Origin of the sequence: Pseudomonas sp. PDM09 (assembly GCF_014852305.1) — a bacterium.
Lineage (GTDB): Bacteria > Pseudomonadota > Gammaproteobacteria > Pseudomonadales > Pseudomonadaceae > Aquipseudomonas.
Genome location: NZ_JACVBI010000009.1, coordinates 283,276 through 298,737 on the forward strand (window position 1 = coordinate 283,276; position 15,462 = coordinate 298,737).

Genomic DNA, 15,462 nt, shown 5'->3' on the forward strand with positions numbered 1-15,462 from the left:
CATTATTTGACGCTCGGCAGATAGTTTTCGGCGTGACGAAGAACCGGTACACATGTGATCCTTGCACCCTTTACCCAAGGCCAATCCTGATCCATGACACTTCCATCCGCCGCTTCGCCCCGCCTCATCCGCATCGCCGCAGCCCTGCTGATCAGCCCCGACGGTCGCACCCTGCTGGTGCGCAAGCGCGGTACCCAGGCGTTCATGCAGCCGGGAGGCAAGATCGAGGCCCATGAGCAACCGGTCCATGCCCTCGCTCGGGAGTTGGAAGAGGAACTGGGGCTGGTTATCGATCCGGCCCATGCCGCCTACCTGGGGCAATTCTCGGCACCGGCCGCCAATGAGCCGGGTTTTGTCGTACAAGCCGAACTTTTTCAATTGATCATCGACTCACACGTCTCCCCAGCGGCGGAAATCGAAGAAGTGCGCTGGATCGATCCTGCCACCGATGGCGATGTCATGCTGGCGCCATTGACACGGGACCAGATATTGCCGTTTTATCGAGCCTCACTGAACGAAACCGCTTGATCGTCCAAGGACGGAGGATGCCCATGATCCCGCTTCAAGATTTGCTGATTTTCGCCGCCGCGGCGCTGCTGATGGTACTCACGCCCGGGCCAAACATGATCTACCTGATCTCTCGTTCAATCTGCCAGGGGCGCAAGGCCGGAGTGACTTCGTTGCTCGGCGTGGTCGCGGGGTTTTTAGTGCACCTGTTCGCGGCCGCTGCGGGTTTGACCGCGGTGTTCGTGGCAGTGCCGATGGCCTATGAAGTGTTGAAGTGGGCCGGTGCGTTGTACCTGTTGTGGCTGGCCTGGCAGGCGGTCAAGCCCGGTGCGCGTTCGCCGTTCGAGGCGCAGCAGTTGCCGGCGGACTCGTCCCGCAAGCTGATTACCATGGGCTTTCTCACCAGCGCGCTGAACCCGAAAATCGCGGTGTTTTACCTGTCGGTGTTTCCGCAGTTCATTACCCCTGAGCACGGTTCCGTGTTCACCCAGAGCATCATCCTCGGCCTGACCCAGATCAGCGTGAGCTTCAGCGTCAATCTGCTGATCGCGCTGTTTGCCGCGGGCATCGCGTCCTGGTTCGTCAACAACCCGAACTGGCTGGCGATGCAGCGTTACTTCATGGGCTTCGTGCTATCCGGGCTGGCGGTGCGCTTGATGCTCGAGCAGCGGCGAGTGGCCTGAAATGTGGATTCAACGGCTTGATGCCAGCCATGCCCTGGATTACCGGGCGTTGATGCTTGAGGCCTATGACTTGCATCCCCAGGCGTTCACGTCCAGCGTGCGCGAGCGCGCGGTAATGCCGTTGAGTTGGTGGGAATCGCGCCTGACCGGCAAGCTGGACGTAGTGTTCGGGGCGTTCGAGAAGGGTGAGCTGGCGGGCATCGTCGGGCTGGCCTTCGAGCCGCGGGAGAAGGCCCGGCACAAGGCGACGTTGTTCGGCATGTACGTTTCAGGGGCGGTTCGGCAGCGCGGGCTCGGTTATCAACTGGTTCAGGCTGCGTTGGCTGAAGCCCAGGCTCACCAGGGCCTGAAGCTGATCCAGTTGACCGTTACCGCCGGCAACGAAGCCGCCTTCAAGCTGTATCAGCGATGCGGCTTCGTGCAGTTCGGGCTTGAGCCGCTGGCCGTGCGGGTCGGTGAGGACTACTTCGACAAGATCCATATGTGGCGAGAGCTCTGAAATCACCCCGATCCCTTGTAGGCGCGAGGCTTACCCGCGAAGACGGTTTCAAATCGAACATTGATGTCGGCTGACACACCGCTTTCGCGGGCAAGCCTCGCTCCCACAGTATTCGATGTCGTTCACAAGTCTTCTAATCAAAGCAGATATCTGTGGGAGCGGGCTTGCCCGCGATGAGGCCTGAACAATCACCCTTCAACTTTGATCAGAATCGACAGCATTTCAGCGAACTGCACTAACCCCATCCAGCGTCGAAAACGACGTGTCCTTGGCCGTCAGCAAAAAGTCGCGCATGTAGGGTGCATCCAGCATGTCGGCGCGAATCCCGGCATACAACGTCGCAAACAAGCCTTTCTCCCCCAGTCGCTTGGCCTTCACATAACCCCGTGAACTGTATTCATGCAGCGCCCAATGAGGCATGCCGCAGACGCCGCGACCGCTGGCCACCAGTTGCATCATCATCACCGTCAGTTCCGAGGTGCGGACCTGGGCCGGTTCGATGTCGGCTGGCTCCAGGAAGCGGGTAAAGATGTCCAGCCGATCACGCTCCACCGGGTAGGTGATCAAGGTTTCCGTCAGCAAATCTTCGGGCACGATGTACGGCTTGGTCGCCAGGCGATGCTGGTTAGCCACCGCGAGCATGGCTTCGTAGGTGAACAACGGCACGTAAGTGATCCCGACCAGTTCCAGCGGGTCGGAGGTTACCACCAGGTCCAGATCGCCTCGGGCCAGCGCCGGCAGCGGGGCGAAGGAGAACCCCGAGGCCAGGTCCAGCTCGACTTCCGGCCAGGCATCGCGGAATTGGTCGATGGTCGGCATCAGCCATTGAAAGCAGCTGTGGCACTCGATCGCCATGTGCAAACGCCCCGCCGTGCCGCCCGCCAGCCGCGCAATGTCACGCTCGGCGCCGCGCAGCAACGGCAGAGTGGCGTCGGCCAGTTGCAGCAGGCGCAAGCCGGCACTGGTGAAGCGCACCGGTTTGGTCTTGCGCACGAACAACGGCATGCCCATGCGCTCTTCCAGCTCCTTGAACTGATGAGACAACGCCGACTGGGTCAGGTGCAGGCGGTCGGCCGCATCCACCAGGCTGTCGGCTTCGCGCAAGGCGTGCAGGGTTTTCAGGTGACGGATTTCAAGCACCGGGGGCTCCATGAGGAAAACTTGTGATCAACACGAAAAGGTTGAGTTTGTCTCATGTTGGGTGAGCTGTCGACAATAGCACCATGTTTTATAGCGTCCTTTATAGAGAGAACTCTTACCATGGCCTTGGCCCACACACTTGGTTTCCCGCGCATCGGCGCAGACCGCGAACTGAAAAAAGCCCTTGAAGCCTACTGGAAGGGCGATCTTGACCAGGACGCATTGAAAAGCGTCGGCCGCCAATTGCGCGCCACCCACTGGCAATTGCAGAAAGACGCTGGCATCGACCTGCTGCCCGTGGGCGACTTCGCCTGGTACGACCAGGTGCTGACTCACTCACTGACCTTCGGCGTGATCCCGGAGCGTTTTGACAGTGCCAAAGATAAACGTGGCCTGCCGACCCTCGACACCCTGTTCGCCATGGCCCGTGGCGCTACCGCAGCCTGCTGCGGCGGTGAACATACCCAGGCGCAATACGCCCAAGAACTGACCAAATGGTTCGACACCAACTACCATTATCTGGTCCCGGAATTCACCGCTGATCAACAGTTCAAACTGAGCTGGGAACAGCTGTTCGACGAAGTCGACGAAGCCAAAGCCCTGGGCCACAACGTCAAACCGGTGATCATCGGCCCGTTGACTTACCTGTGGCTGGGCAAGGCGAAGGGTGATGACTTCGACAAGCTCGATCTACTGGAGCGCCTGCTGCCAATCTACGGCGAAATTCTCGGTCGCCTCGCTGCCCAAGGCGTGGAGTGGGTGCAGATCGATGAACCGATCCTCACCCTCGACCTGCCACAGGCCTGGAAAAACGCCTTCGAACGCGCCTATCACATCCTCCAATACTCGCCGCTGAAAAAACTCGTGGCGACTTACTTCAGTGGCCTGGAAGACAACCTCGGCCTGGCTGTCAGCCTGCCAGTGCAAGGCTTGCACATCGACGCGGTGCGCGCGCCGGATCAACTCGGTCAGGTGCTGGATCGTCTGCCGACTTACAAAATTCTCTCGGTGGGTCTGGTTAACGGCCGCAACGTCTGGCGCTGCGAGCTGGAGCAAGTCCTCGCGCAACTGCAGCCGGCCCAGGAGCGTTTTGGCGATAACTTGTGGGTCAGCAGTTCCTGCTCGCTGCTGCACAGCCCGGTGGACCTGGACCGTGAAGACAAACTCGATCCGGAACTGAAAAGCTGGCTGGCATTTGCCGTGCAGAAGTGCGGTGAAATCGCCGTGTTGCGCGATGCGCTCAACGATCCGCAATCGCCCAAAGTGCAAACCGCCCTGGCTGAAAGCCGCGCCATTGCGGCCAGTCGCGCTCAATCTCCGCGTATCCACAAAACGGATGTTCAGGCCCGAATCAACGCCATCGGTGCAGCGGACAGCCAGCGTCACTCACCATTTACCAAACGCATCGCACAACAACAGGCACGGCTGAAACTGCCGGCGTTCCCGACCACCACCATCGGCTCGTTCCCACAGACCGCATCGATCCGTTTGGCGCGCCAGGCCTTCAAGCAAGGCAAGCTGTCGGCCAACGATTACACCGATGCCATGCACAGCGAAATCCGCCACGCCGTGCAAATCCAGGAACGCCTCGGCCTGGACGTGCTGGTGCATGGTGAAGCCGAGCGCAACGACATGGTCGAGTACTTTGCCGAACAACTGGACGGCTACTTGTTCACTCGGTTCGGCTGGGTCCAGAGCTACGGCTCGCGCTGCGTCAAACCGGCGATCATCTACGGCGATCTAAGCCGTCCGAAACCGATGACGGTCGACTGGATCACCTATGCCCAGAGCCTCACCGACAAGGTCATGAAAGGCATGCTCACCGGTCCCGTGACCATGCTGATGTGGTCGTTCCCGCGCGAAGATGTCTCGCGCAAAATTCAGGCGCAGCAACTGGCGCTGGCCTTGCGCGATGAAGTGGTGGACCTGGAAAACGCCGGCATCAAGATCGTGCAGATCGACGAAGCCGCGTTCCGTGAAGGGCTGCCACTGCGCCGGGCGCAATGGCAGGAATACCTGGACTGGGCGGTGGAAGCCTTCCGCTTGAGTGCATCGGGCGTGCGTGACGAAACCCAGATTCACACCCACATGTGCTACAGCGAATTCAACGACGTGATCGAGTCCATCGCCGCCATGGACGCCGACGTGATCACCATCGAAACCTCGCGCTCGGACATGGAATTGCTGGCAGCCTTCGAAGCGTTCGACTACCCGAACGACATCGGCCCGGGCGTCTATGACATCCACTCGCCACGGGTGCCGGACACGACCGAGATGGTCAAGTTGATGAGCAAAGCGGTGAAGCGGATTCCGGCCGAGCGGTTGTGGGTCAACCCCGATTGCGGTTTGAAAACCCGCGCCTGGCCGGAAACCGAAGCAGCGCTGGTAAACATGGTTGCGGCAGCACGGCAGTTGCGTAGCCAGCTGGCGTGAAGCGTCAGGAAGGAGCGGGGTAATCCCCAATGCCAGTCAGTTAATGCGCAATCCATGTGGGAGCGGGCTTGCTCGCGAAAGCGGTGCATCAGGCAACATCAATGTTGACTGTGCCGCCGTCTTCGCGAGCAAGCCCGCTCCCACATGGATTGCGCCTTAACTGACTGGCATTGGGGGTAATCCCGCTCCTTTTTTTCATCAGAGGTTTTCGAAGTGTGGCAGCGCGGCAGATTGTTTGCCGATATCGGCGTAAGGCAGGTCGGCGTTGTCCGCGTGGGTGAGAAACCGATGTTCCGGTAATTTCAAGTGGGCTTTCTCGAATGCGCCGAATACAGGTGCGGCCTTGTTGTAATGGAAGTGGGCGTACCACAGCACTTTCGCTGGTGTTTGCGTCAAATCCCAGACTTCGTATTCCTGCATATAGTCAATTCGACCATTCGAGCGTTTGCCCAGGTTTTTGATCGGGCTGGTTTTACGGATATCTACCACGTGGTGCGTGACGAGGTCGTCGAGCATGCCATCGGTGGGTTTTTTGATCAGCAGCGACTGACGGGTTCGCAGTGCGCGACCGGTGGCAATCAATTCGGTGGCCTTGTCGCGTAGCTGCTGGACAAGGGCATTGCCTGGGGCAATGTCCTCGATACCAAGAGCGCGGCGTGTGAGTTCATTCGCCTCACTGACCATCATGTGCTCGAGGTCCACCGGGAGCATGTCTTGATCCGCGTAGGCTTGAACCCTGGCCTGGTAGGTTTCTTGTGATTGCAATCGGTGGCGGGCATCAGCCACTAACGGTTCAAGTTCTCTGCGAATGGAGTGGGATGGCTGTGGCTGTGGGTTCAAGAGGCGGAATTTGCCGTTGCTCCCTTGTTCCCAGATTTCCATGTACCCACTTCGTCCCGTCAGGATGTATTGCCGCTTTTGTGTAGTCGTTTCCCAGCGCTCCACCCCGATCAACAATTGGTCGCCTTCAGTGGTGAACACCTTTTTGTTGCTGCGCCCTGGAATAGTCGGTGCAGGCAAATCAAGCGCCTTGCGCGCTTTCTCGGCCATTTTCGCGATGCCGTCCATCAATGACGGCACGTCATTCAGATGAAAATGCTGAGGATAGCTGGCAGTCCAGGCATTCATATCCCGACGAAATTGACTGTAGTACTCGATGCACTCTTGAAGGATCTGGTTACGCTGAGCCTTGGTAACATTGACTTCCGGCAGACTGAATTGGGTGAACAGGGCGCGGTCGACTTGGGCTCTTTTCACTTGCGCCTGGCTTTGGAGCCAGAACCAGGACACATCGTTGGCGGTGTCATAGCGTGTCACCATTTCCAGCAAGTTACCGGTTCTCAAGTAAAGGAGATTTGCCTCGCTGAGACGCCCGTTCAGCATTGTGACTTCCTGGGTCAGTTGGGCTTTGTGTGCCTTGACGGTAATTTTCTCGTACCAATAGTTAAGGTCCCGCATTTGGGCCTTGATGGTGTCGAGTTGTTTAATCGTTTCCAGCCGCAGCTTCCGGATATTCCCCAGCACCCGCAGCCGGTCGGAGAGCGCTGTAGCGGGCAATGTGTCCAGACTCTCTATCAGCGCATCGATACTGTTCAGCAGGGGATCGGTTCGATGATTGGCAAAGAACAATTGTTGCTTGTACCTGTCGGTCAGTAACGCCGCGTCATCGCTTTGCATTTGCACAAGCGCGCGCTTTTTGTTGCCGTGGCTGAGTGGAAGCAGATCTGCCAACGTCTGGTAGTGCTGTTTGGCTAACTCGATATCGGCGATGCAGGCTGTCTCAGCTTCGCGCATCAGCGCCTTGGGGCGCTCTGGATTGGCGTTGTAGGCTTGCAGGGCGGCTTTGGTGCGCTTTACCTGGGTATCGAATTGCAGCGCGAGTCTATCGGCCTCTACGGTCAGTGCATGATGGCGACGATAAGCGTGGTCGCTCCACCAGCGAGGCAACCGTTCGCGCACAGCCTGAGGCCATACCGGATCAAGCGTATCTGCCAGATGCCCGAGCATGTTGCCGCCACCGAGCCCCCCGCCTTCGAACGTAACGCCATAAACGCCGAAATAAGTATCCCAGTGGCCTGCTTCATCGAGCGCGATGGGCTGTTTGTAGGTTTTTTGACTATTGCCGCTCAAGCGCCAGTTGCGTGAGTCCTTGCTGCGCTCGACCTGGAAAATCCGTCCCTGGCGCACGATAAAATCACCCTCGGCATGGCGGTAGATATTGCGATAGGTCCCCTGGATTGCCGGCTGCAGTCCCGACAGGGAGACTGGCTGCTCATACTCGTAACCGGCGAAGCGTTCGGCCACATGCCGGGCCTGACGCATCGAGGGCACCTGTATCGCGGCCGCCGTTGTGCCCAACTTATGCAGCTGGCGCGCGCGCGTGACGGAGCGGGCTGTCCGGGAAAGCGCCGAGGCTGCAACTTCACCGGGGAGCAGATCCATGGCCGCGTCGATCAGCGACAACAGCACCGATTCGACCTCCGCCAGGCCGTCACCCACGTCTGCGCGTAAAAAGGCCGACACCGCCTGGTTCGCGGCGATCCAGACATCGTAGAGTGAGATAGCGGTCCCGACGAAAGGCACCAGTCCAAAAGCCATTTTTATGTAGTTGAAGGCGCGCGGGCCTTTCAGTGCGTAACGCTCCATGTACAGCGCGTCGTTGGCGCGGGAGGTGCCGCGATGAGTTTCGATCAGGCGACCCATCTGAGCATTGACCAGGTGGGCCGCCAACGAGGTGGTTGCGGGCCAACGCAAGCCGACTCCGATCAAGGCGTCGAAGTGTTTAAGCATGCTCTGCTTGATGCGGATTTCGTGGGCTCGTACGTCACCCTGTAAGGCCCGGCCAGCCAGGTAGCCGACCCATTTGTCATGCAGACACAGGTTGAACAGGGCCTTGCGAGCGGCTTCCAGGTTGTCGTAACGGCGCAGGAATTGGCCATCGGGGCTGTCGGGCAGGTATAGCAGGGTGACCCCGCTGACCTGTTCCTCGATGAAGTTCACGCCAGACAGAGTCACGGGGCCTTCATTGGGTGTGTCCTTGCCACCCACGCTCAAGTGGGCCGGCAGCAATACGATGCGCTTGCCATCGGTGCGCCAGGCTTGGGGGGTGTCGGCGTCGATGGCGATGTTCAGGACTTGCAGGTCGTTTTGGTCGATCTGCTTTTGCAAGAGGGCGGTCTCACCCTGCAATTTGAGCATCAGAGCCCAGGGCTCGATCAGGCTCTCGCGGCGATGCTCTTTGCTGAAGACGGACTCGGTGGCCGCCCCTGTGAACGCGTCGCGGATCAGCGTTTCGTATGCCTTGGGCAAGTCGAGCTCCGGCAGGACCCTCATCAGATAATCACGGGTGATGCCGCTTTTCAGGGCCTGGGCTTCTGACGTGTTCGCCGCAGTAACCTCCACCTGCATGAAGCTCAATCGCAGGGAAAGGGGTTCCAGGTTCATCGATGGTGTGTTGTCTATATTGTGTTGGGCCAGGTCCTCGAGGGGCATCCTGCTACGCGTCACACTTGGACTGAGTACGAGTTTTTGCGGGGTTCCTGGCGCTCCGGGAGCGGCATCGAGATGCTTTGTCCATTTCACCGAATCGGGCAAGTCGAGCTTCACCTCGAAACGGCCCTTGATCGAGAAATCCTTGCGCAGACGGGCGTGCAAGTGTTTGCGGGTGAAGTCGTCACGGGGTTCCAGGGCGACTGTTATCAGTTCGTGGCTGCGTTGCATCGCCGTGATGTATGCCTCGATCAGTCGCTTGAGCCTGGTACGGTCAGCCTCGATCAGTGCACTGAGCCAATTCGGCAGGTTGGAGGCGAGGATATTGCTGCGGTCTTGCTCCTGCAGGTGGGCGAAAGCAAGGTTCCTGGCGGCATGCACCGGAACCTGCAACGTGGCACGGGCGTGTTTGCGCAAGATTTCCAGTTGTTCGGCACGCTGCGCGGCCTTGGCCGGCTCGGCGTGACCCTGGCGTAGTGCGCCGGCCTGTTCTTCGAAGTCGCTGGTCAGTTGGTTCAGCCCGTACGTCAGCGCGTCGCCAGGAATTTTATTCAGCTGCAATGTCAGTGCATTGTCCTGTTGATGAATCTGCAATACCTGGCGTTCAAGCTCACGACGGTTGGCAAATCGTTGCAGACCACCGCCGGTGCCAGACCAGTAGAGCAGCACGCTGTGCGGCGAATTGGCATCGGTCAGCGCATCCGCTCGGGTGACGATAAATGCGCCGTTGAGTTCCTGGGCGGTGACCGTGGTTTTGTCACCGCTCTGTTCGGTCATCGATAAGGTCAGGCTGGCCGCGACCGGGTCCGGACCTGGATTGTCGGGAGTGTCCAGCAAGGCTTTGAGCAGGCTGCACTCCTCGTCACTGAGTTGTTTAAGCGCCAGTTGGAGCCTGGCTTCTGCGTGCAGACCGGCCTTATGGGCGCTGTGCAGGTCGGTGAACGCCTGCTGGAACGTGACCACATCTAATGGGCGCGATCGATAAAGCAATGCAGAGGCGGCCTTGTCTGCGGCTTCTTCGGCGGTTTCCAACGCTCTGAGCGAGTCCTTGAACGGTTGCAGGCCCTGGCCATCTCCTACCTCTGCCACCAATGTTTCGAGCGCATCGCGCTGCTTGTTCAGCGCGGCCCTGCGCAGTGACAAGGGGATGTCCGCATGTAGGCTGCCAAACAGTGGTTGTTCACCGGCCACCGTGTCGCCATCGGCGGTTTCCAGCTTGGGGTGGGAGGCGAGAATGGCAGTTTTGCCGCGCTCTTGGTCAACCTGGTCAGCCAGGACGAGGGATTGCGCACCGTGCTCGGCCAACCCGGGCTTGTCGCGGGTTCCGTGGCGCAACGCGCTGACCTGAGCCGGCTGGCACGCCGCAAACAGGTCGCTTGCGCCCACGCCCATGGGGTCGGTTTTGGCGGTGTATTCAAAGCGAACGTTATCGGTGGGCAAGCCGGGCGGGACGAGTGCCTGTTGGAGAAGCCAGGCCTCCATGTCTCTGCGTTGACTGAAAAGTTGAATTGCGACGGGCCGGCAAGGCAGATACAGCCATTGACTGCCGCTGGCCGCCTCGCCTGTGGTGATGACCCATGCGCCTGGGAGTTCGACTCTGCTGAGGTTGCTCAATACCAGGACCAATTGCTCGGTATGGACAGGCTGGCCGTCCAGCGTCAGAGCACCGAGGGGCGGATCAATGATCAACAACAGGGGTTTGAGCTGTTCCGCCGTCAGGGTTCTCCGGGCGAATGCCAGTTGAAGGCTCGCTTCGAAATGCTGACGGTAAAGTTGTATTGCCCGTTGTTTGCGCGATACCGCAGTGCCGGGGGCGCGCGTGTCCCAGTAGGTTGCCCAGCGCTCGCGGTGCGACTGTTCGGGGTTGAGTGTCTTGAGTCGTTCGAGCATTTGCAGTGGCGTCAGGTTCGACAGGGGATGAGTCTGACTCAGACCGGTCACTTGGCAGCGCTCATCGAGCGTCGTCTCCAGTGTCGGGTGTTGCAGGATGAAGGCGCAGGCATCGGTGAAGCTGACAAACCGTTGCGGATGCTCCTGTGTGGCGACGAAGAGCAAGCCAGCTTGTTGCCCGGCCAGATCGAGTTTCTGTTTCAACAGTTGAGTGAGCGTGTCACGCATTCCCGGACTGGCGGCAAGAAGCTCGCGCAAGCCCTCGCTGCTTTCGCGCCAGCGGGCCGAAGCATGCAGAAACAGGCTTTCGTCGTAGAGAGGCGGCAGCGCGGATGGGGTAGGGATGAGGATCGGCGCCGGGTTGGGGAGGTCGAAAAGAAGTCTATCGGTCATATCAACAGGGCTCGGTGCGAGGAGCGGCGGTTCCACTCCATTTGCGAGCCATTTAAGGAAAGTTCTCGGGGACGGTGGCGGTAAATAGTTATCGCATCAGAGGCGGATGTGATCGAACGCACCTCGTGCAATCGGGCTGTCGCGATGACCGCTCGGCAATCTTCATCAAACTGTCACGTAACTGTGGCAGCGCGCTTGAACAAACTTCATCAGACTCGCGCTCTACTGGAGTTCTGCGTTTCGGTGTTTTTCATGCGTGCTTTATTGTTATCGGCGGCCACTTTTCTGGCCGCTTTATTGTTCAGCATGTCGTCCCTGGCGGCTTCGCGGTGCGATGTCAATGTTCCGACCGAGCTGGTCGATCTGGAGCAGGTGAGCCTGGCTTACCAGAGCATTGGCCGTGCCTCGGACCCTGCGTTGTTGCTGGTGATGGGCCTGGGCGGGCAGTTGATTCACTGGCCGGACGAAGTGGTGGTTGCGCTGTGTCAGCAGGGGTTTCGGGTCATCCGCTATGACAATCGCGATGTCGGCCTCTCGACCTGGCGGCAGACGCCTGTCGACGCCAACCTGACCTTCGAAGTGCTGCGCTACAAACTCGGCTTGCCGGTATCGGCGCCGTATACCCTGACCGACATGGCAGACGATGCGTTTGGGTTGATGGATGCCTTGCACGTCGAGCAATTCCACGTACTGGGCGCCAGCATGGGCGGGATGATCGCTCAGCATATGGCGGCCATGGCACCGCAGCGTGTCGAGAGCCTGACCTTGCTGATGACCAGCTCGGGTGCCGAAGGTTTGCCGACACCGAGTGCGGCGCTGGTGCAGTTACTCGCGCGACGCGGCGCACCGAATCGGGAGGTGGCGCTGGAGCAACAGGCCGACTTGCTGGCGGCACTGGGCAGCCCGGCGGTGAGCGATGACCGGCAGGCGTTGTTGCAGCAGGCGGCGCAGTCTTATGACCGGGCGTTCAACCCGGAGGGCGTGAAGCGCCAGATCATGGCGATCCTCGCTGAACGTAGCCGTGTGGCGCTGCTCAATCAATTGCGAGTGCCGACGCTGGTGGTTCACGGCACCGCCGATCCTTTGTTGCCAGTGATGCACGGCGTACACCTGGCGGCGCACATTCGCGGCAGTCAGTTGAAGCTGATCCCGGGGCTGGCCCATCGTTTTCAGGAGGCGTTCAAGGCGCCGTTGCTGGCGGCGGTGTTGCCGTATTTGCAGGCCCATCGCGAGGATACTTCGCATTGGGCACAAATCGATCCAGTGGCCGAACACAATCTTCTGTAACACCCCAATCCAATGTGGGAGCGAGCCTGCTCGCGATGGCGGACCAGCCAGTATTGATGTAGCAGACAGACCGCTATCGCGAGCAGGCTCGCTCCCACAGGTTTTAGGTACAGGTTCAGGTTTTACGTTGGAACGAAGTTATCCAGCATCCGGTTCACCGCCAGTTCACCCAGCATGACCGAGTTCTGGATGCCGAGCACGGTGTTGCGTTGCGGGCCGTTCAGCTGCCCCGCGAAATCACTCAACATCACGCTCGCCGCCGCCAGCGATTCGCAGGCGTTGACCAGCAGGGTTTCGTCATTGGCGTCGGGGGCGACCAAATAAAGGGTGCTGGGTTTGCGTGGGGTGTCTTTGGGAATGACCGGTTTGAGGTAGTAATCGAGGGCGCGGTCGGCGGCTTCGTTGAGCTTTTTGGAGCCTGGGGTTTCGTATGGGGAAACGTCGTCGGTTTCCGGTGGATTTGGAGTGATTTTGAACATTGAACTGGTACTCCTGTTAGTAGAGCTGCAACTCATCTCGCTACTAAACGGAATGGGGAGGCAGCTGTGCGCAAGTTAGTAGACCGGCCACCAGTCAAAACCGGCGCGCCCGAGGGCACCATGCGCACAGCCACCATCAAGTGCAGGCGAATGCCTGACTGGATGACACTTATGCGACCGGAAAGAAATGCCGGGCTACTAAACCCGATCACTGGGAATCAGTGACACGAACCAAGTTACCGACGGGCCTCCAGGCGCACAAGCCGGCGGATTCTGACGTGGTTGTAGGCGACGGCGCAAGACGCTGTAGCTTTCAGGAAGTAACACTAAACAAAACTAAACACGCCCTCCCAAACACCCGAAATCCCCTGTGGGAGCGGGCTTGCTCGCGAATGCGGTGCTTCAGTCAATGCAGATATCGACTGACACGACGCCTTCGCGAGCAAGCCCGCTCCCACAGGGGGAACACTGCAATAGCTGCTACCCCGGTGTCTGCAAGTGTATCGTTCGAAATCCACTGAGAACCGCCGAATCGAAAAATATATCAATGTGCCACTACGGTTTTTGCCGACGCTGCCGACATAGGCAACATCGTTAATAATCATAGGGACTTGATCCATGACTCTTCACGCTCTACGCACTTGGGCGGCACTGACATTGCTCGCCTGCCTAGCCCTCACTGGCTGTGCTCACGTGCAACCTCCCGTACCGCTGGACCACCAATTCTGGGATGCCAAGGAGCCGACTATCGGCGTGGCGATCACCGTGGTGCCGGAACCGGTGCTGGCGTTGACCGGCAATCAGGGGATTCTCGATTACGCCATCAACAAGGGCGTTAACAACAAGCTCAGTGACAACGTCGAAAAATGGCAAGTGGGCGACCTCAATACCTTGCCCGATGTCCTTGTCGCCAAGCTGCAGGCCAAGGGTTACAAAGCCAAGCGGATCAATGAGCCGTTCGACCTGAAGATGTATAAGGAAACCAGTTTCCGCGAAGGCTACATGACGCGGGACATGACCCCGGTCAAGGCCGCCTACGGCGTCGATCGTCTGCTGCTGGTGAATGTTTACGCCACCGGCGCTACCCGCAGCTACTACAGCATCGTGCCGACCAGCGTGCCGATGGCGCAGGTGGGTGGACAGGGCATGGTGATCGATCTGGCAGACAACAAATTGCTGTGGTTCAAGCCCTTTGTCGCTACGCAAGCCGCCCAGGGCGAGTGGGACGAGCCGACCTACACCAACCTGTCCAACGCGTTCTATCAGGCTGTGGACAATAGCCGTCAGCAAATGATTACCCCGTTCGCGCAATGAAGCGTCTGCCCATCGTGGCCGGTGCGCTAGCCCTGCTGGTGCTGACGGGGTGTGCGCAAAAACCGGCTCCCGAGGCCGGTTTCAAGGACCAGAGTGCCTTGCCTTACGTCCAGGCCCACGGGCTTAAGGTTGATGTGCAGTTGCCGCCATCCTTTGTCGGGGCCAGCACCGTGATCGACTCCCAGGCGGCTTTGAAGGCTGCGTCGTCGAGTCATAATCTGGTGGCGAGCTCGGGCAACACTGCCGGGCTTGCCGGCCTGTTGGTCGCCAGCCTGATCAACACCCAAATGGGCAGCGGCAGCTTGCAGCGGGATGCGGAAAAAACCGCGCTCAAGGAAGCGCGACCGATGACCGACTTGCTTGCAGGCGTTCCGTTGCAGGAGCGTCTGCAAAAGCGCTATCAACAGGCTTCGCAAGTGGCCGGGTTCAAACAGGGAGAAGGGCAGGTCACCGCGCGCTTGGTGATAGAGCCCAAACTGATGCTTACCCCCGATCGCGGCAGTTTCGTGCTGGTCAACCAGGTGCAAGTCCAGGACATTGCCGGTTCGGCGCTGTATCGCATGCGAATCGAAGTGGTCAGCCAGCCGATTCGGCGTTGCGGCAAGCAATGCATCGATGACGGCGGCCTCGATTTGGCAAAGGTCACGGCCGTGCTCGACGAGTGTATCGACGAATCGATGCGCGTTTTGTCCACCGACCTGATGCAGCCGGCACCGCCAGCGGCAGCCCAGGAAACCTTGCGATATGTGCTTGATGGCCAGCGAGTGGTCGAGCGTGGTTATCAACTGGCCAACAACGGTAACTATTGGCGTTATCGCAACCTCTATGGGGCGGTGAAATCAGTGCCGGTGCCGTTTGAAGATGCGTTGACACAAGCGCAGTTGCAGAAGGTTTACGGACAGTAATGCGACCCTGTGGGAGCGAGCCTGCTCGCGATGATGGCGGCACAGTCAGTATTGATGTGACGTGACACACCGTCATCGCGAGCAGGCTCGCTCCCACAGGGAATTGTGGTCAGGATTGAAAGCGCACCCACACCGTCACCAACACCGTCGCAGCCATCAACCACGCCACCGCCGCCACCGCCAATGAAGCCTCCAGCCGCATCCGGTCGACCATCACATACAAGGTCGCCAGGTAGACGAAGTACGGAATGATCGACCACATACCAAACACGATGGTGGTTTTCAGATCATCCAGCGAACGCCCCTTGCCGACGATGTAATGAGCGATCAGCGCAAAGGTCGGAAACAGCGGCACCAGGCCTGCGATGTAATAGTTTTTGGTCTTGGCCAGCATGGCGAGGATCACTACCACCGCCGCGCCCAGGGTTGCTTTGAACATCAGG

The 15,462-nt window shown here is 59.2% G+C and carries 11 protein-coding genes; 7 read left to right on the forward strand and 4 right to left on the reverse strand.

Annotated features, from left to right (window positions below; translation table 11 throughout):
• The first annotated feature begins 93 nt into the window (after positions 1-93).
• From IB250_RS22155 to IB250_RS22165, 3 genes are read left to right on the forward strand one after another with little or no spacing between them, the layout of a single operon-like run.
• A complete protein-coding gene (locus tag IB250_RS22155) occupies positions 94-528 on the forward strand; it encodes an NUDIX hydrolase (RefSeq protein ID WP_192345587.1) in 435 nt (144 codons plus the stop codon).
• Positions 529-551: 23 nt separating this feature from the next.
• Positions 552-1,190, forward strand: a complete 639-nt coding sequence (locus tag IB250_RS22160) for a LysE family translocator (RefSeq protein WP_008072313.1) — start codon at positions 552-554, stop codon at positions 1,188-1,190.
• A 1-nt stretch (position 1,191) separates the two neighbouring features.
• Positions 1,192-1,689 (forward strand): GNAT family N-acetyltransferase, encoded by a 498-nt coding sequence (locus IB250_RS22165; protein WP_192345588.1) that lies wholly within the window; start codon positions 1,192-1,194, stop codon positions 1,687-1,689.
• A gap of 222 nt (positions 1,690-1,911) precedes the next feature.
• On the opposite strand, the gene metR is transcribed toward IB250_RS22165, so the two are convergent.
• Positions 1,912-2,829: a transcriptional regulator MetR gene (gene metR / locus IB250_RS22170; RefSeq protein ID WP_192345589.1), complete on the reverse strand. Its 918-nt coding sequence runs from the start codon at positions 2,827-2,829 to the stop codon at positions 1,912-1,914.
• A 120-nt stretch (positions 2,830-2,949) separates the two neighbouring features.
• On the opposite strand from metR, the gene metE reads away from it, so the two are divergent.
• Positions 2,950-5,262, forward strand: a complete 2,313-nt coding sequence (gene metE, locus IB250_RS22175) for a 5-methyltetrahydropteroyltriglutamate--homocysteine S-methyltransferase (protein WP_192345590.1) — start codon at positions 2,950-2,952, stop codon at positions 5,260-5,262.
• 198 nt (positions 5,263-5,460) lie between these two features.
• Here the strand turns inward: metE and IB250_RS22180 are convergent, their stop codons facing one another.
• Entirely contained in the window at positions 5,461-11,034 is a 5,574-nt protein-coding gene (locus tag IB250_RS22180) for a dermonecrotic toxin domain-containing protein (RefSeq protein ID WP_192345591.1), read from the reverse strand.
• A 252-nt stretch (positions 11,035-11,286) separates the two neighbouring features.
• On the opposite strand from IB250_RS22180, the gene IB250_RS22185 reads away from it, so the two are divergent.
• Positions 11,287-12,321, forward strand: a complete 1,035-nt coding sequence (locus tag IB250_RS22185; protein WP_192345592.1) for an alpha/beta fold hydrolase — start codon at positions 11,287-11,289, stop codon at positions 12,319-12,321.
• Positions 12,322-12,443: 122 nt separating this feature from the next.
• On the opposite strand, the gene IB250_RS22190 is transcribed toward IB250_RS22185, so the two are convergent.
• Positions 12,444-12,800: a DUF6124 family protein gene (locus IB250_RS22190; RefSeq protein WP_192345593.1), complete on the reverse strand. Its 357-nt coding sequence runs from the start codon at positions 12,798-12,800 to the stop codon at positions 12,444-12,446.
• A gap of 618 nt (positions 12,801-13,418) precedes the next feature.
• Here IB250_RS22190 and IB250_RS22195 point away from each other — a divergent pair.
• Together IB250_RS22195 and IB250_RS22200 are read left to right on the forward strand one after the other, a co-directional pair.
• Entirely contained in the window at positions 13,419-14,114 is a 696-nt protein-coding gene (locus tag IB250_RS22195) for a hypothetical protein (protein WP_192345594.1), read from the forward strand.
• Positions 14,111-15,019: a hypothetical protein gene (locus tag IB250_RS22200; RefSeq protein WP_192345595.1), complete on the forward strand. Its 909-nt coding sequence runs from the start codon at positions 14,111-14,113 to the stop codon at positions 15,017-15,019. Before IB250_RS22195 ends, IB250_RS22200 begins: the two co-directional genes overlap by 4 nt.
• 109 nt (positions 15,020-15,128) lie before the next feature.
• Here the strand turns inward: IB250_RS22200 and IB250_RS22205 are convergent, their stop codons facing one another.
• The gene (locus IB250_RS22205) at positions 15,129-15,458 is read right to left on the reverse strand and encodes a GlpM family protein (RefSeq protein WP_177318853.1); all 330 of its coding nucleotides are present in this window, start codon (positions 15,456-15,458) and stop codon (positions 15,129-15,131) included.
• Between the last annotated feature and the right edge of the window lie 4 nt (positions 15,459-15,462).

Excerpts from the sequence above, each read along its gene's own strand:
- IB250_RS22155 (WP_192345587.1), top strand. The coding sequence starts at position 94 with ATGACACTTCCATCCGCCGCTTCGCCCCGCCTCATCCGCATCGCCGCA.
- IB250_RS22160 (WP_008072313.1), top strand. The coding sequence starts at position 552 with ATGATCCCGCTTCAAGATTTGCTGATTTTCGCCGCCGCGGCGCTGCTG.
- IB250_RS22165 (WP_192345588.1), top strand. The coding sequence starts at position 1,192 with ATGTGGATTCAACGGCTTGATGCCAGCCATGCCCTGGATTACCGGGCG.
- metE (WP_192345590.1), top strand. The coding sequence starts at position 2,950 with ATGGCCTTGGCCCACACACTTGGTTTCCCGCGCATCGGCGCAGACCGC.
- IB250_RS22180 (WP_192345591.1), bottom strand. The coding sequence starts at position 11,034 with ATGACCGATAGACTTCTTTTCGACCTCCCCAACCCGGCGCCGATCCTC.
- IB250_RS22185 (WP_192345592.1), top strand. The coding sequence starts at position 11,287 with ATGCGTGCTTTATTGTTATCGGCGGCCACTTTTCTGGCCGCTTTATTG.
- IB250_RS22190 (WP_192345593.1), bottom strand. The coding sequence starts at position 12,800 with ATGTTCAAAATCACTCCAAATCCACCGGAAACCGACGACGTTTCCCCA.
- IB250_RS22195 (WP_192345594.1), top strand. The coding sequence starts at position 13,419 with ATGACTCTTCACGCTCTACGCACTTGGGCGGCACTGACATTGCTCGCC.
- IB250_RS22200 (WP_192345595.1), top strand. The coding sequence starts at position 14,111 with ATGAAGCGTCTGCCCATCGTGGCCGGTGCGCTAGCCCTGCTGGTGCTG.
- IB250_RS22205 (WP_177318853.1), bottom strand. The coding sequence starts at position 15,458 with ATGTTCAAAGCAACCCTGGGCGCGGCGGTGGTAGTGATCCTCGCCATG.